We start from the raw sequence: 17288 nt of genomic DNA on the forward strand, positions 1-17288 counted from the left end.
GGGGTATGAGTTATCTTCCCACGCTACCGGAGACGCTGTCGCGGACGACGCGGAAGTACCCGGATCGGGAAGCGATTGTCTACCCCCGAAAGGACATCCGTCTGACCTACACCGAACTCGACGAGAGAGCGACTCGGTTCGCGAACGCGCTCCGGGAACGCGGCGTCGAACCCGGCGAGCGCGTCTCGCTGTTGCTTCACAACTCCGCGGAGTTCGCTATCGCGCTGTTCGGCCTCCTGCGGGCCGGCGCCGTCTTCAATCCCGTGAACTATCGCCTCGCGCCCAGCGAGGTCGGCTACATCCTCGACGACTCTGAGTCGACGGTACTGATCTTCGAGGAGGCGACACGAGACACGGTCGAGCGCGGCCACGACGAGTTCGGGACGATCGAGGAGTACGTTTACGTTGACGACGACGTCGAACGTACGCCCGAGTACGCTGCCGGGTTCCACGACCTGCTCGAGGAAGCGTCGGCCGCACCGCCGGCTGTCGACGTGGTGTCGACGGACCAGTACGCGATCATGTATACCAGCGGGACGACGGGCCGGCCGAAGGGGGTCGTCCACTCCCACCGGGATGCGACCTATCACAACATGCTCTATGCTGGTCGGATGGGGCTCGACTACACGGATATCGGGATCTCCGCGATGCCGCTGTATCACAACGCCGAACTCAACTGCGGGCTGCTCACCCGGGTCAACCTCGGCGCGACATCGGTCATCCTCCACGACTTCGGCCCGCGACGCGCCCTCGAGGTCGTCGACGAGGAGCGCGCGACCCACCTCTTCGTCGCCTCGCGGATCTGGGGACAGCTGCTCGAGGAATCGACGAAGATGTCGTCGTTCGACGGCTCGTCACTCGAACTCGGCGTCTACGGCGCCGCGCCGATGCCGCCGTCGCTGCTCGAGGAGTGCATCGAGAGGTTCACCGAGGACTACGCGACTGCCTACGGGATGACGGAGATGGGCCCGTGCGCGACGTTCATCCTCCCCTTCGAGGTGCGGGAACACCTTGAGAGCGTTGGGCGGGCCGCGCCGAACCACGAGGTCCGGATCGTCGAACCGACCGAGAACGAGAATCCGAACGATCCTGTCACGCCGGAGGACACCGTCGATACCGGGGAGACTGGTGAGATCATCCTGCAGGGGCCACCGATGATGAAGGAGTACTGGAACCGGCCGGAGAAGACCGCGGACGTGATTCGCGACGGCTGGTTCTTTACGGGCGACGCGGGCTATCTCAACGAGGACGGCTACCTCTTCCTGGTCGACAGGATCGATGACATGATCATCAGCGGCGGCGAGAACATCTATCCGACCGAAGTCGAAAACGTCCTCTACGAGCATGACGACGTCGCCGAAGTCGCCGTGATCGGAGAGGAAGACGAGGAGTGGGGCGAACGGGTCGTCGCACACGTCGTTCCGGACGGCGACCTGACCGTGGACGAACTCGATGCGTTCTGTCGGGAGAGCGACGACCTCGCGGCGTTCAAGCGGCCGCGGCGGTACGAGTTCCGCGACGGCCTCCCCAAGAACCCGAGCGGGAAGATCCAGAAGTACAAGCTCCGCGACGAGGCTGAAGCGTAGTCGGCGGTGCGACGTACGCGGTCACCGGACCGGCCGGTGACTGCGCCCGTCAGTCCGGCGGTCTCGAGCCCTTGTCGCGTTCGTTCCTGTACTCGAGCGCCGGGTCGAACCTCTCGGTCGCCGCGGTGCGATAGTCCCCCTTGCCGTGCTCCGTATGGCGGCCGAACGTGTCGAACAGTTCTCCGAACTCGGACACGGTTCGGTCCTGCATCTCCGCGGTGCCGTCGAGTACCCGCGTGCGGATTCGGACGTCGCTGCCCGGCACTTGTCAGCTCTCCGCGACCGCGGCCGTGAGTCGCGACCGCGGAACGACGCGATTGACCGCTCTTGCTCCGCCGCTCGCTGCGCGTCGACGGTCTTACGAGAGCAGCAGTTCCTTCGCCTCGTGGCGGTTCGTCGCCCGTAAGCGAGGGACGAACCGCCGCCTCCCGTCGAGATGCCGCAACGATACGCGAATATATTAACTAATTATATATAATATATCTTTAATTATCTCCTTATACGGCGGTGTTGAGCGCTACGCGTATGGCGTATTTGTGTAACGTTGACATAGGCGGGACACACACCGATGCTGTCGTCATCGATCAGCGCGGCTCCGTTACGGAGGCGAAGGTGTCGTCGACGCCGGACAACTTCTCGCGGGGATTCTTCAACGCGCTCGAGCAAGGGGCCGCGAAACGGAATCTCGCGCTCGACGAACTGCTCGAACGGACCGAGGTCGTCTCACACGGGACGACGGTCGGAACGAACGCGATCATCGAAGGGGAAGGCGTCGACGCGGCGCTCGTGACGACCCGCGGAGCCGAGGACGTCATGTTCGTCATGCGCGGCGGTGCCGCGGTGAGTAAAGGACAGAGCATCGAAGACGTGTTGAGCTTCCGTGACGCGAGCAAGCCCGACCCGATCGTAGAGCGAAAACGGGTGTACGGCGTGGACGAACGCGTCGACTGCATGGGTGACGTGGTCGTCGACCTCAACGAGGAGCGCGTCCGAAACGTGGCTCGGGAACTCGCTCGGAACGAGGTCGATGCGGTCGCCGTCAACTTGCTCTGGTCGTTCCTGAACGATAGTCACGAGGTCCGGATCGAGGAGATCCTCGAGGAGGAACTCCCGGACGGGACGTTCCTGACACGGGCGAGCGATCTCATCCCCAAGTGGGGCGAATACGAGCGCACGACGGCGACGGCGATAAACGCCTACATCGGTCCCTCGACGTCGGAGTACATCGACCGGATCAACGACGGCCTCGGCGAGCGCGGCTACGACGGGACGTTGCTGGTCATGCAGTCCGGCGGCGGAGTGATGTCCGCCGAGGACGCGGTTCGCGAACCGGTCAAGACGATCGATTCGGGGCCGGCGGCCGGGATCATCGGCTGTCGCTACCTCTCCGAACGACTCGAACACGAGAACATCATCGCCGCGGACATGGGCGGGACGAGTTTCGATATCGGACTCCTCACCGACGGGGAACCGATTACGCAGCCGAACAACGTCATCAACCAGTACGAGTACATGATCCGAAACGTCGACGTCGATTCCATCGGGAGCGGCGGCGGCTCTATCGCCCAAGTCGACGCGGACACGGGCCGACTGCAAGTCGGCCCGGAGAGCGCCGGTGCGGATCCCGGCCCGGCCTGTTATGGTCGGGGCGGCACCGATCCGACTGTGACGGACGCGGACCTGCTGCTTGGGTTTCTCGACCCCGATCACTTCCTCGGCGGTCGACAGCACCTCGACGAATCGAAGGCGCGTGACGCCATGTCGGCAATCGGGGACGAACTCGGTATGTCGCCCGAGGAGGTTGCGAGCGGCGTCTTCGAGATCGTGACCGCGAAGATGGCCGACTCGATTCGACAGCGAACGATCAACCGTGGCCACGATCCGCGGAAGTTCGTCCTCTATGCGTACGGCGGGGCCGGTCCGCTTCACGTTCCCGCGATCGCTCCCCAACTCGACGTCGACACCGTCGTCGTGCCGAGCGGCGATACGTCGTCGGTCTGGTCGGCACTGGGCGTCTCGTCGTCCGACTTCCTGTACCGACAGGAGGTATCGAACATCACGACGGCACCGTTCGATCCCGCGGCAGTGACCGACTCGTTCCGGGCCATCGAAGACGACCTCACCGAGCGGCTCCGTGCCGAAGGGTTCGAACCCGACGAGATCGACGTCGAGCGATACGCCGATCTCCGCTACCAGGCCCAGGTCCATCAGGTGAGCGTTCCGGTCCCGAACGGGCGGCTAGACGAGTCGGACATGGACACCGTCGTCAATCGGTTCGAACGGAAGTACGAGGACCTCTACGGCGAGGGTGCAGGGTACACCGAATCCGGCTTCGAGATGGTTACGATTCGATGTGACGTCTCCGGCCGGACGACGAAGCCGAACCTCGAGCGGGAGTCGTCCGAGGGTGAGGCGATTCCGAAGACCGAAACGGACGTGCTCTGGCCCAGTGAGGGCCGCCGGCTCGCGACCGAGGTCTACGAGGGAACCGAGCTCGGGCCGGGGATGACCGTCGACGGACCAGCGATCGTCAGGATGAACCACACCACAGTCGCGATTCCGCCGGAAGACGACTGCGAGATCGACCAGTACGATAATTACGTCATCGACATCGGAGGTGAATGAGCATGCCGATCGAAAACCGCGGACGAGAGGAGATCGACACGAGCACGGAACACACGGGTTCGAACGTCTGGGAGGACTTCGTTCAGGGGTACATCCCGGAAGATCCGATCGATATCCACCCCCAGCTGTCGTTACACACCGCCTACGAGACGGACGTCGATCCGGTCACCTACGAAGTGCTCCGACACAGGCTGTACAGCATCAACGAGGAACACGGGGCGACCCTGGAGAACGTCTCGGGGTCGCCGGTCGCGTACTTCGCGCAGGACTTCAACCCGACGATCCTGACCGCGACCGGCGAGGTCGTGTTTCAGGGCCCGTACATCCAGTTCTTCTCCCCGATCGCCGAACTCCAGGCCAAGTGGATTCTGGAAAACCGAAGCGAGAACCCGGGTATCGAACCGGGCGACGTCTTCATTTCGAACGACACCTGGGTCGGAAGTACGCACCAGCCGGACGTGTTCTTCCTCGCGCCGGTGTTCCGCGAGGGGGAACTATTCTGTTGGGTCGTCAACACGCTCCATCAGTACGATATCGGTGGCAGCAACGCCGGAAGCTTCTGTCCCGGCGCCAGCAACGTCTTCGAGGAACCGGTTCCCATCCCGCCGATCAAAGTCGTCGAGGGCGGCGAGGTCCGCGAAGACCTCCGGCAGATGTACCTCCGCCACTCCCGCCTGCCCCAGATGGTGGGACTGGACTTCAACGCCCAAGTCGCCGGCGTCAACGTCGCACGCGAACGGATCAACGACACCATCGACGAGTACGGCACCGAGACGGTAAAGGGGGTCATGCACGAGGTTCTCGACGACGCCGAGCAGAAATTCGTCCGGAAACTCGAGCAGATCCCCGACGGAACCTATCGGGGTCGCGCGTACATGGACGGATCGAAGACTGGTGATACGGGTATCTACCGCGGGGAGGTACAGATACATAAGGAGGGAGATACGCTCACGTTCACGAACGAGAACACGGCACCGGACAAGGACGCGATCAACTGTACCTACGCCGGCTTCCGGACCGCGATCATGAGCGTCCTCAACCCGTTCATGATGTCCGACGCTATGTGGGTTTCCGGCGGACCGCTTCGCCACATCGAGATCGAGACGACGCCAGGGACGATGACCCACGCTCAATGGCCCTCGGGAACGAGCAACGGTGGGACGGTCTCGGTACCGTTCGTCATCCACCTCGTCAATAACGCGGTCAATCGCATGCTGGCGGCCTCGGAGAACCTGAAACGAAATATTATCACGGGCCAAAACGCCGGGGGCGGCGCCGTCGCTCAGGCGGGGATCGATCAGTGGGGAGAGGAGTTCGGAACGATGAACCTCGACTGCATGTCCGGCGGTATCGGTGCGGCGCCACATCGCGACGGCGTCGATACGGGCGGCCAGTACTGGGCGCCGAAAGCCCCGATCCCGAACATGGAGCACAACGAACAGGATTACCCGATCCTGTATCTCTACCGGAGCGAGGTTCCGGACACGGGCGGTCCCGGTGAACGCCGTGGCGGGGCCGGGATGGATTACTGCTGGAAACCCCACAAGACGGAACAGATCGAGAACGTCTTCGCAGCGTCCGGCGTTCTCGCTCCGCTCTCGAAGGGCATCTCGGGCTACCCCGGCGGCAACGGACGATTCGACGTCGTACACGATTCCGACGTCGAGGAACGGTTCGCCGAGCGAGAGGTCACGCAGGACCTCACCGAGCTCGAGGGCGACTTCGAACGGTTACACTCGAAGGCACACGACGTGCAGCGCCCCGACGACGTGAGCGTCATCCGTAACGGGGGGACGCCCGGGTACGGCGATCCGATCGAACGCGATCCGGAGCGGGTCGCTGACGACATCGAACGGGGACTCGTCACCGAAGCGGCGGCAAACGACATCTACGGTGTCGTCGTCGAACGCGACGGCGACGAGGTCGCCGTCCTCGACGACGCGACCGAGGCCCGACGCTCTGAGATACGCGACCGACGGCTCGCCGAAAGCACCATCGGAGGTGAGCAGTAATGACGACCGAAATCCACGAATACCTCGAACTTGACCCGGATGCGCGAACGATCGCCTGTCGCAAGTGCGGCGAAGAGATCTGTGACGCAGACGCCAACTACAAGGAACATGCGGCGATACGAACCGGTCCGATCACCGACGCCGGACCCGTCTTTACGCCGCCCGAAAAGATCTACGACCGCGATCCGGACATCGAGTTCCGCCAGTTTTTCTGCCCCGGCTGTGCCGTCCTGCTCGACTACGAGGTCGTCCCCGCGGACGAGCCGATCCTCCACGACCTCGAGATCGACGTCGAGTCGCTGAGGGGGTGACGGGCGGAATCCGGAACTCCGCGACCGGTTTCCGCGTTACGGAAGTACGGGCGACCGCCCACGGCGGTAGCCGTGGGACGAAGCCGTCATACGGCGAGGGGCTCTAGCACGTTCTCCTCGAACCGGACGAGTTCCGCCCGTTGCTCCTCGACCGGCGAGCCGATCAATAGCTCGTCGATACCGAGACCGGCGAGTCGTTCGAGTCGACGTCGACACTCCGCGGGCGTCCCGGCCACAGCAAACCGGTCGCCGAGGTATTCGCGCACCGCGGGCGAGATCTCCGCTGTCGGTTCGGCGTCGGCCCGCCCGTGTTCGCGCATATCGTGCCGGTCAACGAGTTCTCGAAGTTCGTCTCGCAATTCCGCCGGGGCATCGTCGACGGAGAAGCTGAAGTTATGATACGCGATGGGCTCCAGGATATCCAGCAGTTTCTCGACGGCAGCCGACCGCGATTCGTCGACGCACGACGGGGCGAGGAGCGTGATCGTGACGTCGTCGAGCGAACGTCCGGCGCGTTCCGCACCCCGCTCGACGTGCTTGAGGCCCCGTTCGACGAGATCCGGTTCCGTTCCCGCGCCGAAGATGACACCGTCTGCCACCTCGCCGGCCATCCGGAGCGTCTTCGGGCCCTCGGCGGCGATGTCGACGCGGACAGCGTCGTTGCGCTGTGCCAACTGGAACGGTTCCCCGTCGAAGTCGATCGTTTCCCCGTCGAGGAGCCGCTCGATCGTGACCGCCGTCTCCCGCAGCTCTTCGACGGTCGCGGGCGTCCGCCCGATCGAGTAAACGGCGCTGTCGCCGGCGCCGATTCCGAGGGTCGCGGACCCGCCGGCGATCCGGCTCACGGAACTGATCGCGTTCGCCGTTACCGTCGGATGCCGAGTCACCGGGTTCGTTACGCCCGTTCCCAGCTCGAGGTCCTGCGTCGCCCGGGCACAGCAGGCCAGCGCGACGTACGTGTCCACGTAGAGCTGGTGGGAATCCGTCATCCAGAGTTTCTCGTACCCCGTCTCGGTTTCCAGGAACTCGGCGAACGCCACGGCGTGGTCGACCGACTGTGGAAACAGTCCAGTTCCTACCTTCATATCGACAATAGATACCACACACCACTATTTATGCATACTGGGAAACGGAGGCGATCGCACGCCCGTCGGCCGTGAGAAGCCGGTTACCAGCCGCTCCCAGCGAACTTCGCGGACCAGGTATGGGCCCGCGTAGCCACGGGCGGACTCCGCGCCGAGACATCCTGGCGACTTTCTGTGCTGCCGTCGACGTGTTCGGTCAGTCGAAACACCTTTTTGTTTGCCCAAAGTCATTGGGTGATAATGCCACACCTGAATCCGGAACGCGTACTGGAGCGTTTTTCAACGTTCCTGCAGGAGGATGTCCGGGCGGAGATTGACGACGAATTCATCGACGGACAAGTCGGTTCGATGTCGAGCACGCTATCCTATCTCGCCGGGGAACTCCGTCTCAAGCGCGAGATGACGGTCCGACAGCGGCAGGCACTCGTCGACGGTCTGGAAACGGTCACCCGGAACTGCGATGACGAGGCCGTCAGCGAAGCGGCCGAACGAGGGCGGGAACGGATCGCCGAGGCACAGACCGGCGATACCACCGAGCTCGAATCGGTGCTCATCGAGACGTGCAACGATGTCCTCGAGACGATCAACGAGGAGCTCGCCGGGAGTGACGCGCGCGACGCGCGAGCACCGATCTACGAGTTCCTCCGCGTTCGGGTCGACAGCCAGCTAGCGATGCTCGGCCGCGACAGCGACTGATCCACGGATTCGCGGGGAGCACGGAGCGGCCGGGGATGTCCCCGGCCGATGGCACCGTTTCGGTGACCGACGCGTCCGGCAGCCGACGCGACCCGGATGCGGCCGATAGCGTCTTGTCTGGATAGCCAGTGGGAACGCTTGACATATCGTAACGTATATAAAATCGGGTGTGTATTCCGGAGGTGTACGGCATATGTACACACTTGGCATGGATATTGGCGGTACCTTCACGGACTTCACGCTGGTCGATCGGGAGTCCGGGAACGTCACCGTCGACAAAGAGCCGACGACGCCGGCCAATCCGGCAGAAGGAGCGTTGACGGGTGCCCGTCGAATCCTCGAGGAGAACGGCGTCGCATTCGACGACCTCGACACCGTCATCCACGGGACGACGCTGGTCTCGAACACGCTCATCGAAGGCACCGGCGCGACAACGGGGCTGCTAACGACCGAGGGAATCCGCGATACGCTCGAGTTGCGGCGCGGCTCGCGGTATGACATGTTCGACTGGGAGATGGAGTACCCCGACCCGCTGGTGCCCCGCCAGCGCCGCCTCGAGTTGAACGAACGCCTGACCGACGCGGGCGAGGTCGTCGAACCGCTCGACCGCGAGGAGATCCGCGAACGGACCCGGACGCTGGTCGAGGATCACAACGTCGACTCCGTCGCCGTCTCGCTGCTGCACTCCTACGAGTCGGACGAACACGAGCAGATGGTTGCGGGTGTCATCGAGGACGAGTACCCCGACCTGAACGTCTCGCTGTCGTCGTCGGTCGTTCCCGTCATCAGGGAATACGAGCGGACGTCGACCACCGTTATCAACGCCTACGTCGCGCCCGTGGTGGCCGACTACCTCGAGTTCCTCCGCTCGGAGCTGGAATCGGAGGGGTTCGCGGGCGAGGTCTACATGATGACCTCGTCGGGCGGGATCGTCGACGTCCGGACGGCGAAGGCGGAGCCGGTCCGGCTCGTTGAGTCCGGACCGGCGGCGGGCGTCCTCGCCTCGCGCATCTTCGGCCAGAACCACGGCAACGACGACGTGTTCTCCTTCGACATGGGCGGCACCACTGCGAAGGGGTCGGTCGTCGAGGACGGCGATGTCCGGATGAAGTACACCGCCGACGTTGCTCGCGTCCACCGGTTCAAGGAGGGGAGCGGCTACGACCTCGTCTCGCCGCTCATTGACCTTACCGAGATCGGTGCCGGCGGAGGGTCGATCGCCTCCGTGAACGACGTCGGCCTCGTGGAGGTTGGTCCCGAGTCGGCCGGCTCCGACCCCGGGCCGATCTGCTACAATCAGGGCGGTGAGGAGCCGACGGTGACCGACGCCTCGCTCCTGCTCGGCTACCTCAACCCCGAGAACTTCTACGGCGGACGGATGGAGCTGGCGGCCGAGCGGACCGAGTCGATCTTCGACGCGGAACTCGCCGCTCCGCTCGAGGTCTCGGTGACCGAGGCCGCATGGCGCGTGTTCGAGGTCGTCAACGAGAACATGGCCACGGCGTTTCGCCGGTACGGCGCCTCCCGCGGGATCGACACCCGCGGGCTCTCGATGACAGCGCTCGGCGGCGCGGGCCCCTCGCACGCGTTCCGCGTCGCCCGCAAGCTCGACATCGATGAGGTGGTCTGCCCGTACGGCGCAGGGGTCGGATCCTCGATCGGGCTCACCGAAGCGCCGCGCATGTACGAGGCCAGTTCGACCAGTCAGGCTGTCCTCGAGACGCTAACCCCCGGGGACTTCCGCCGGCAGTTCGACGCGCTCCGCGAGGAGGCCGCGGCGGTCCTCGAGCGGGCCGGCATCGACCCGGCCGAGACCGAGGCGTCGCTCAGCCTCGACATGCGCCACGTCGACCAGGGCCACGAGATCAAGGTCCCCCTTGAGGACCGCGCCGTCGACGAGGTGACGCCCGACGTCGCCCGCGAGGCGTTCGAGCGGACCTACCGCGAGACGTTCAATCGCGAGACCCTGGAGTTCCCCGTCGAGGTGCTCACCTACCGGCTCGAACTCGGCGAATCCGATCCCGCTGCCGAGACTGCACAGCTCGCCGTTCCCGAGGGCGGGAGCGACGAACCGGATAGCCGCGACGTCTACTACGGTCCCGACGACGGGACAATCGCGACCGACGTCTACCGCTGGGACGGCCTCGAAGCGGGGCAAACGATCGACGGCCCCGTGGTCGTCGAGGCCGACCAGACGACGGTGGTCGCCGACCCCGCCTCGAGCGTCAGCGTGGCTGACAACTACGACATCACCATCGAACTATGAGCGAGACCGACGACACCGCGACGACCGATTCGGCCGGGCTAGAGACGCAGGTGCTGTGGAACAGACTCCAAGCGACCGCCGACGAGATGTACGACGCCGCCGAGCGGTTGGCGTACTCCTTCTCTATCCGAGAGGGTGCCGACGCCTCCACGGCGGTCATGACGGCCGACGGCGATGCGATCGGCCTCTCCGACCAGTCCGTTCCCGTCCTTTCGGGGGCGCTGTCCCGTACGACGCGGCTCATCCTCGAGGACCACTTCCCGCCGGAGACGCTGGAACCGGGCGATACGATCGTCACGAACGATCCCTGGATCGGCGGCGGCCACCTGTCGGACGTGGTCGTCCTGAATCCGGTCTTTCACAACGGGGACCTCGTCAGCATCGTCGGCAGTCTCGGACACACGGACGACGTGGGGGGCAACCGCGGCGGCTGGTCGACTGATGCCGAACAGGTCTACGAAGAGGGGCTGTTGCTCCCGCCGACGAAGCTCTACGCGGCTGGCGAGCGAAACGATGCGGTCGACGCCATCATCCGGAGCAACGTCCGTATCCCCCATCAGGCCCTCGGCGACCTCGAGGCGTTGCGGTCGGGGAACACGGTCGGGGAAGAACGGATTCGCGAAATCGTCGACGAACGGGGTCCCGAGACGTTCAACCGCGTCGCCGCCGAAGTCATCGATCGGACCGAGCGCGCGCTGCGCGAGCGGCTCGCGGACCTCCCTGACGGAACCTACGAGGACGCGATCGAGTTCACCGTCGCCGACCACGACCTCGAGATCCGCGTCGCCGTGACGATCGACGGCGACGCTCTCGAAGTCGACTTCGACGGGACGTCGCCGCAGGTCGAGGGCGGGATCAACTGTCCGTTCGGGAACATCGTCACGATCACCGAATACATCGTGAAGTGCATGCTCGTCCCCGATCTGCCGAACGCAGAGGGGTTCTTCCGACCGATCGAGGTGACCGCGCCCGAGGGATCGATCCTCAACTGTGACCGGCCGACGGCGACGATGGGGCGACACCTCATCTACTCGCGGGCGGAGGACGCGCTCATCCGTGCGCTGGGGCAGGTCGTCCCCGAATCGGCGCTCTCCGAGATGGCGGGGATTCAGCTCGCGCCGTTTTCGGGCGCCGATGAGAACGGCGACGAGTTCATCGCCGTCGGCGGGACGGCCGGCGGCCTTCCGCCCAGCACCGACAAGGACGGTATCCCCGGCGTCTACTTCCCATACAACGGACAGAACACGCCGATCGAGATGTTCGAACGGTACAGTCCCCTCCGCTGGGAGGAGACGTCGCTCGTCCCCGACAGCGAGGGCGCGGGGGAACACCGGTCCGGTCCGGCGATGCGGACATCGTACTACAATCCGACGGACGGACCGGTCTACTTCGCGCTCACCTCCGGGCGTGCCGACGACGACCCGGCGGGCTTCCGCGGTGGCCGCCCCGGTAAGCGAGCGACCACTGCCTCCTCGAAGGACGGCAAAGCGGTCCCGCCGAACGGGCCCGGAGTGCTCGAGGCCGGCGAGACGCTCACCCTCGTCTCCGCGACCCCGGGCGGCTTCGGTGACCCCGAGGACCGCGACCGGGAGGCCATTGAAGTCGACGTCGAGCGGGGGCTGATCACCGAAGAACGCGCCCGCGATGTCTACGGCTACGAGCCCGACGAGTCATGAACTTCGGCGGGTTCGTCGCGACCGATTCGGTCACCGACGCCACCGAGTACGCTCGCGCGCTCGAGCGCTGGGGCTGGGACACCCTCTGGGCGATCGACTCCCAGCAGCTCTACACCGACCTCTACGTCACGCTCACGGCGTGTGCGAGGGCGACCGACGACTTGACGCTCGCACCCGGTATCACCAACCCGAAGAGCCGGCATCCCTCCGTGACGGCGAACGCGATCGCCTCGCTCGATCAGGTTGCCGACGGCCGAACAGTTCTCGGAATCGGTGCCGGCGACAGCGCCGTCTATTCGATCGGCCGACGGCCGGCTTCCGTCGACGAGCTGGCTGAGAGCGCCGAGAAGCTCCGACAACTGCTCCGCGGCGAGGCGGTCACGTTCGGCGGCGAACCGTTCCGCCTCGAGTCGTGCCGGCGAGACGTGCAGGTCTACGTCGCCGCCGAGGGCCCGCAGACGCTTCGGATGGCCGGCGAGGTGGCCGACGGCGTCATTTTCGGCGGCGGTCCGAAGCCCGAGACGGTCGAGGAACTCGGGCTGGCGAACGTCCGCCGCGGGGCGGAACGCGCCGGGCGGTCCCTCGAGGACATCGATATCGTGGCTCTCACTCCGACCTGCGTCGCGGAAACGCGAGCGGAAGCGGTCGAGAAACTCAAGCCGGTGATCGAACCGATCGCCTACCACAACTTCACGTTCTCCGTCGAGGAAGCGCCCGACGAGGTGCAGGCCGACCTCCGCTCGCTCGTCGACGCCCACGACATGCAGGAACACGGCGACGAGGAGGCCGACGCGCTCTCGGACATCAACGACGAGGTGTGGGAGTACCTCGGGGACCGCTTCGCGGTCGCGGGCCCGCCCGCGGCGTGTCGGGAACGCCTGCGGGCCCTCGAAAAACTGGGCGTCGATCACGTCATGTGTCTGTTCCCCCCGGACCGGATCGCGGAGACCGAGCGGTTCCACGAGGCCGTCCTCGAGGACTCCGAGCGCTGCCCCTAAGGCGCCGCCTTGGTCACGCGTTCCCGCGACTGCGTGCTACACGGCGTCGAACGCCCGGCCGGGGTACTCGAGGTATTCTGCGAGGCAATCGAGGAACGCGCCCGAATCCGCGCCATCAAGAACGCGGTGATCGATCGTGAGGCTGAACGTCATCCCCCGCTCGAACCTGTATAATCGTCAGGTAGAGGGTGTGAGACGAATTCTATGACACGCTGAGACGAGACTGCAGTCATTACGGGCAACGTATCGGGTCTCGGACGCGCGACGGCAGACCGGTTCGCCGAGGCGGGCGTCGACGTCGCCGTTACCGATATCGACGCTGACGGGGGCGAGGAGACCGTCGAGCGGATCGAGGCGAATAACGGCGGCGGACGGGACGGCCGAGTTCCGCCCGCTCGACATCAGCGACAACGATCGGTTCGAGGAGTGTTTGCTCGCCGTTGCGGAGACTTGCGGCGGGATGGACGCTCTGTTCAGCAACGCCGGCATCGGCGAGGCACGGTCCGTCCAGGCGTAGTCGACACGGTGATAACCGACAAGTGGTACACCGAATCGGAGCAAGCGGTCGTGCGTCGACAGACGGCGTTCGGCCGCTGTGCCGACCCAGTCGATGTCGCGTCCTGCGTCGCGTTCCTGGCCAGCTAGGACGCCTCGTACGTGACCGGTCGCGCGATGAAGGTCGACGCCGGATACATCCGACGACGATCGATCGTCAACCCCGTTTCGGCCCGGATGTCGGTGATGGCGACGCGGACTGACCCTAAATGAAACGATCTCTACACTGAGAATAGTATGCGTTCCAACGATAACATACAACACACTTATGATGATCGCTCTCGTGTTCTTACGATGCAGGGAAAGTTGAGGCTTTACAGCTACCAAACCACTGTCAAAGCCCCTGCACACGACATCCCGTGTCAGGCCGGGCTATCCCGGCCGCTCTTGTCCTTAAGACCGATATAGGAGAGGCCACACGACCCGTTTCTCGTCCGTTCCTCGCTCGGGATTCCAAACGCGGAGACCGCTCTGGACGGGACGGACGGTCCCGCCCTGCGCCCGTTAATCGTCGGCGCTGACGTCTTCAGTAGGGTCGTCGAAGTACGCCGCTTCGCGGGCAGCTTTTCGTTCCCGACGCCGTTTCCGTGCCTCCTCGGTCATCATCCCCGTGTGCCAGTCGACTCCCTCGTCGGTCTCGAGTGTGACAGATATCACCCCGTCGATGGAACCGACCCGCTCGTCGACCTCCTCGACGAAGTAGGGCAGTTGCATGCAGAAGGGCGAGGTGAGTCGCATCGAGACGGTAACGTGACCCTCATCGACGTCGATCCCGTCGAGGAGTCCCATCTCGATAATACTGAGATCTGTTCCGTTGGCCGCGCTACACGGATCGACGACCTCGTCCAGTCGCTCGCGGATCCGGCGCTCAAGGGCAGTCATCAGGCCACCTCGGCGTCCGTCGTCGAGTACGGTTCTGCGAGTTCCCCGTTCGACCGCGCGCTGCTGAACTCGTCGTCCGCGATACGAGCGCGGGCCTCGTCGACGTCGAGACCGATCAGGTCCGCGTAGTTCTCCCCGAGGATCTTCCGCTTGTGATCGTCGGTAATCTGGGGGAGTTTGCCCATCATACTGGTGTTCTTGCGGACCGCTTCGGAGAACTCGAAGTCGCGAAATGCCTCGAGCTGCGGCCGCGGGTGGACGGACATCGCTCCCGAACTCCAGAACAGTCGGTCGAAGCCGTCCTCGCCGAGGAAGCTGATCAGTTCGGCGAGCAACTCGCCGAACCGCCGTTCGTTACCGAGCAGGATCGCCGGCAGCCCCTCGAGGTTCACGTAGACGTTCGGGAAGCGAGCGAGCTGCCAGGCCGTCTCCTCGGTGAACGAGTAGCCACCGTGGACGATACTGAACGTGAGGTCCGGGAAGCTCGCTGCCGCCTCGTCGACATCCCCGGGGTGATACGGGCTCCGCGGAACGGGCCCGAATGGGATGGCCTTGTGGATGGCGACGGTTTCGATGCCGAGGTCGTGTGCCTTCTCGAAGACTGGGAACGCGACCTCCGGGTCGCCCATACTCCAGCCCTCGTGGTGGTCCTCGCTCCAGTGGGATGGGTACAGTTTGACGCCGATCGGATCGAAGTCCTCGACCTGGGCCTCGAGTTCATCTTCCCACCCGTCTCGAAGCGGGTCCACGCAGGCGAACGATCGGAACCGGTCGGGCCACCGGTCCACGACCGCGCCCGCCTTGTCGTTGGCGACCAGTCCGTCGTGGAAGGCGTACATCGGCACCGGATGGAACGTCGCCATGTCCGTGTAGCTCTCTTCGAACAGCATAGTCGCCGTCTCCTCGACACCCCAGTCCCGTACGAACCCCTCGGGGGTGAGGGTGTACTCGTCGGCGACGACGCCCGACACGTTTCCGTAGAGCATCTCGGTGATCCCCTCGGCGTGCTGTTCGTTGCGGTAGTTCGACGGGGCCATGTTGTACGAATGCGTCACCGCGTCGTACACGAACGTCTCCTCGAGGTCTAGCATGGCGCGTGTCCCCCTTCGAGTGCGCCGCCAATTGTCGGTTCAACCGTTGCTGTGTCACGTGACACCATACCTGTGTATTGTCACCGTAACACCAGTAATAACTTCGGCCGAGACTCAGAAAGCGAACTGGGGAACGTCGCGTCTATCGGCTCGACCTCGCGGCAACGCGGCCCCACTTCCGACGGCGATTCCCGATATACATTATTAATTATGCTGGTTTTGGAGACGAATACTAACAGTCTCGTTTGACTGAACACGACCTGATATCGACTCGGGTGGAGGATAACAAACTTAGTCCGTTATTGAACAGGCCCCGACATCGGCCGCTACCGCCATCTCTGTTGTGGAAAATCAGTACCTATAGCACAGTAGCTCTCGCGGAGGGGTTCCTCCCGGTAACGGGACCGCCTTCTCCGAGTTCAGTCGGCCACGGATGGCGGCCGAGCGCCACCGGCGCTAACGTCGGAGCAGCCCCTGAATCGGCGGCGGTCGGCGTTTCGAACTGCAGCGATTCGCAGAATCCATGATCTCGAGGTGATCGAAGTGGTCCGACGGAAGTCCGTCGACGCGGGCCTCTACGCGATGAACATGCCCGAAGACGTCGGCGGATCCGATGTCTCGTTCGTCACCTGGTACCGTGCGATCACACACGTCTTCTCGAAGGGACGTGGGCTGAACCAGCAGGTGCTGGCGGGTCTCGAAGGCCCGAAACCGCTTCTATTGCTCGCCGTCGACGAACAGCGCGAAAAGTACGTGGAGTCCGTCGTAGAGGGACGGAAGTCGACGGCGTTCGCGCAAACCGAACCGACCGTGGGATCGGACTCAGCCGCGATGCAAATGACGGCGGAGAAAGACGGCGACGAGTGGGAACTCAACGGCACCAAACAGTGGATCACGAACGCCGACTTCGCGCAGGTGTTCGCCCGGACGACGCCGCAGGAGGAGGCCGGCCGGTACGACGGCATCACGTGTTTCATCGTCGTGGAGGATGAGTGGAAGTTCGAATCGATCAACAACACCCCGGCAGAGGCCGGGCAACAGACGGAGTTGCTGTTCGACGACGTCCGACTCCCGGCCGGTCGCATCCTCGGGAGCGTCGACAACGCGTTCTACGACGCGATGGGCTTTCTGTCAGTTGGAATGCTGGAACTCGGAGCACAGGTCGTCGGGCTCGCGGAGCACGTGCTGGATCGGGCACAACCGGTCGTCGAGGACAGCTCTATTTTCAACTGGTTTTCGACCCAGACCTATTGGGCCGCCGCCGATGCAGTCGTCCAGATTCACGGTGGGAACGGCCTCAGCGAGGACTACGGGCTCATGGATCACCTGAACTACGTGCGTCTCCTTCGAATCGTCGAGGGGACCGACGAACTGCAACTGAACACCATCGCGAAACAGAACGGGTTACTGGACTGAGAATCCGGGTCTCGACGGTGACTCCGACGGTCACCGCGGCGTTCACGCCGTGGATCCGCAAGCGCCGGCCGGTTACCGTGTGCCGCTGC

The 17288-nt window shown here is 64.3% G+C and carries 14 protein-coding genes and 1 pseudogene; 10 read left to right on the forward strand and 5 right to left on the reverse strand.

Annotated elements, in window-relative coordinates; genetic code table 11:
• Window positions 1-5 precede the first annotated feature (5 nt).
• Window positions 6-1586, forward strand: coding sequence for a long-chain-fatty-acid--CoA ligase (locus ACEWFR_RS01825; RefSeq protein WP_374059436.1), 1581 nt, complete (start codon window positions 6-8; stop codon window positions 1584-1586).
• 49 nt (window positions 1587-1635) lie between these two features.
• Here the strand turns inward: ACEWFR_RS01825 and ACEWFR_RS01830 are convergent, their stop codons facing one another.
• On the reverse strand, window positions 1636-1851 hold the full coding sequence (locus ACEWFR_RS01830; protein ID WP_374059437.1) for a hypothetical protein: 216 nt from the start codon (window positions 1849-1851) through the stop codon (window positions 1636-1638).
• Window positions 1852-2111: 260 nt separating this feature from the next.
• On the opposite strand from ACEWFR_RS01830, the gene ACEWFR_RS01835 reads away from it, so the two are divergent.
• From ACEWFR_RS01835 to ACEWFR_RS01845, 3 genes are read left to right on the forward strand one after another with little or no spacing between them, the layout of a single operon-like run.
• The gene (locus tag ACEWFR_RS01835; RefSeq protein WP_374059438.1) at window positions 2112-4211 is read left to right on the forward strand and encodes a hydantoinase/oxoprolinase family protein; all 2100 of its coding nucleotides are present in this window, start codon (window positions 2112-2114) and stop codon (window positions 4209-4211) included.
• Window positions 4212-4213: 2 nt separating this feature from the next.
• On the forward strand, window positions 4214-6223 hold the full coding sequence (locus ACEWFR_RS01840) for a hydantoinase B/oxoprolinase family protein (RefSeq protein ID WP_374059439.1): 2010 nt from the start codon (window positions 4214-4216) through the stop codon (window positions 6221-6223).
• Window positions 6223-6534 (forward strand): acetone carboxylase subunit gamma, encoded by a 312-nt coding sequence (locus ACEWFR_RS01845; protein ID WP_374059440.1) that lies wholly within the window; start codon window positions 6223-6225, stop codon window positions 6532-6534. Before ACEWFR_RS01840 ends, ACEWFR_RS01845 begins: the two co-directional genes overlap by 1 nt.
• 86 nt (window positions 6535-6620) lie before the next feature.
• Here the strand turns inward: ACEWFR_RS01845 and ACEWFR_RS01850 are convergent, their stop codons facing one another.
• Entirely contained in the window at window positions 6621-7619 is a 999-nt protein-coding gene (locus tag ACEWFR_RS01850; protein ID WP_374059441.1) for an LLM class flavin-dependent oxidoreductase, read from the reverse strand.
• 240 nt (window positions 7620-7859) lie between these two features.
• Here ACEWFR_RS01850 and ACEWFR_RS01855 point away from each other — a divergent pair, with 240 nt between their 5' ends.
• The 4 genes from ACEWFR_RS01855 (at window position 7860) to ACEWFR_RS01870 (ending at window position 13255) form a co-directional block, all read left to right on the forward strand.
• On the forward strand, window positions 7860-8315 hold the full coding sequence (locus ACEWFR_RS01855) for a hypothetical protein (protein WP_374059442.1): 456 nt from the start codon (window positions 7860-7862) through the stop codon (window positions 8313-8315).
• 193 nt (window positions 8316-8508) lie between these two features.
• On the forward strand, window positions 8509-10581 hold the full coding sequence (locus ACEWFR_RS01860) for a hydantoinase/oxoprolinase family protein (RefSeq protein WP_374059443.1): 2073 nt from the start codon (window positions 8509-8511) through the stop codon (window positions 10579-10581).
• Window positions 10578-12257 carry a hydantoinase B/oxoprolinase family protein gene (locus ACEWFR_RS01865; protein ID WP_098726755.1) on the forward strand — a complete coding sequence of 560 codons (1680 nt, stop codon included), beginning with the start codon at window positions 10578-10580 and terminating at the stop codon, window positions 12255-12257. Before ACEWFR_RS01860 ends, ACEWFR_RS01865 begins: the two co-directional genes overlap by 4 nt.
• The gene (locus tag ACEWFR_RS01870) at window positions 12254-13255 is read left to right on the forward strand and encodes an LLM class flavin-dependent oxidoreductase (protein WP_374059444.1); all 1002 of its coding nucleotides are present in this window, start codon (window positions 12254-12256) and stop codon (window positions 13253-13255) included. Before ACEWFR_RS01865 ends, ACEWFR_RS01870 begins: the two co-directional genes overlap by 4 nt.
• Before the next feature lie 36 nt (window positions 13256-13291).
• On the opposite strand, the gene ACEWFR_RS01875 is transcribed toward ACEWFR_RS01870, so the two are convergent.
• Entirely contained in the window at window positions 13292-13408 is a 117-nt protein-coding gene (locus tag ACEWFR_RS01875) for a 2-oxo acid dehydrogenase subunit E2 (protein ID WP_374059445.1), read from the reverse strand.
• Between the two features lie 78 nt (window positions 13409-13486).
• Between ACEWFR_RS01875 and ACEWFR_RS01880 the strand changes: the two genes are divergently transcribed.
• Window positions 13487-13900, forward strand: coding sequence for an SDR family NAD(P)-dependent oxidoreductase (locus tag ACEWFR_RS01880; RefSeq protein ID WP_374059611.1), 414 nt, complete (start codon window positions 13487-13489; stop codon window positions 13898-13900).
• Between the two features lie 414 nt (window positions 13901-14314).
• Here ACEWFR_RS01880 and ACEWFR_RS01885 read toward each other — a convergent pair whose 3' ends face one another.
• Together ACEWFR_RS01885 and ACEWFR_RS01890 are read right to left on the reverse strand one after the other, a co-directional pair.
• Entirely contained in the window at window positions 14315-14692 is a 378-nt protein-coding gene (locus ACEWFR_RS01885; protein WP_374059446.1) for a metal-sulfur cluster assembly factor, read from the reverse strand.
• A complete protein-coding gene (locus ACEWFR_RS01890; RefSeq protein ID WP_374059447.1) occupies window positions 14692-15783 on the reverse strand; it encodes an amidohydrolase family protein in 1092 nt (363 codons plus the stop codon). Before ACEWFR_RS01890 ends, ACEWFR_RS01885 begins: the two co-directional genes overlap by 1 nt.
• Window positions 15784-16311: 528 nt before the next feature.
• Between ACEWFR_RS01890 and ACEWFR_RS01895 the strand changes: the two are divergent.
• Window positions 16312-17199: pseudogene (locus ACEWFR_RS01895) on the forward strand (acyl-CoA dehydrogenase family protein); the annotation flags it as partial.
• Window positions 17200-17288: the final 89 nt, after the last annotated feature.

The sequence above is a fragment of the Natrinema sp. H-ect4 genome, assembly GCF_041894845.1.
GTDB lineage: Archaea > Halobacteriota > Halobacteria > Halobacteriales > Natrialbaceae > Natrinema.

Excerpts from the sequence above, each read along its gene's own strand:
- ACEWFR_RS01825 (WP_374059436.1), top strand. The coding sequence starts at position 6 with ATGAGTTATCTTCCCACGCTACCGGAGACGCTGTCGCGGACGACGCGG.
- ACEWFR_RS01835 (WP_374059438.1), top strand. The coding sequence starts at position 2,112 with ATGGCGTATTTGTGTAACGTTGACATAGGCGGGACACACACCGATGCT.
- ACEWFR_RS01840 (WP_374059439.1), top strand. The coding sequence starts at position 4,214 with ATGCCGATCGAAAACCGCGGACGAGAGGAGATCGACACGAGCACGGAA.
- ACEWFR_RS01845 (WP_374059440.1), top strand. The coding sequence starts at position 6,223 with ATGACGACCGAAATCCACGAATACCTCGAACTTGACCCGGATGCGCGA.
- ACEWFR_RS01850 (WP_374059441.1), bottom strand. The coding sequence starts at position 7,619 with ATGAAGGTAGGAACTGGACTGTTTCCACAGTCGGTCGACCACGCCGTG.
- ACEWFR_RS01855 (WP_374059442.1), top strand. The coding sequence starts at position 7,860 with ATGCCACACCTGAATCCGGAACGCGTACTGGAGCGTTTTTCAACGTTC.
- ACEWFR_RS01860 (WP_374059443.1), top strand. The coding sequence starts at position 8,509 with ATGTACACACTTGGCATGGATATTGGCGGTACCTTCACGGACTTCACG.
- ACEWFR_RS01865 (WP_098726755.1), top strand. The coding sequence starts at position 10,578 with ATGAGCGAGACCGACGACACCGCGACGACCGATTCGGCCGGGCTAGAG.
- ACEWFR_RS01870 (WP_374059444.1), top strand. The coding sequence starts at position 12,254 with ATGAACTTCGGCGGGTTCGTCGCGACCGATTCGGTCACCGACGCCACC.
- ACEWFR_RS01875 (WP_374059445.1), bottom strand. The coding sequence starts at position 13,408 with ATGACGTTCAGCCTCACGATCGATCACCGCGTTCTTGATGGCGCGGAT.
- ACEWFR_RS01885 (WP_374059446.1), bottom strand. The coding sequence starts at position 14,692 with ATGACTGCCCTTGAGCGCCGGATCCGCGAGCGACTGGACGAGGTCGTC.
- ACEWFR_RS01890 (WP_374059447.1), bottom strand. The coding sequence starts at position 15,783 with ATGCTAGACCTCGAGGAGACGTTCGTGTACGACGCGGTGACGCATTCG.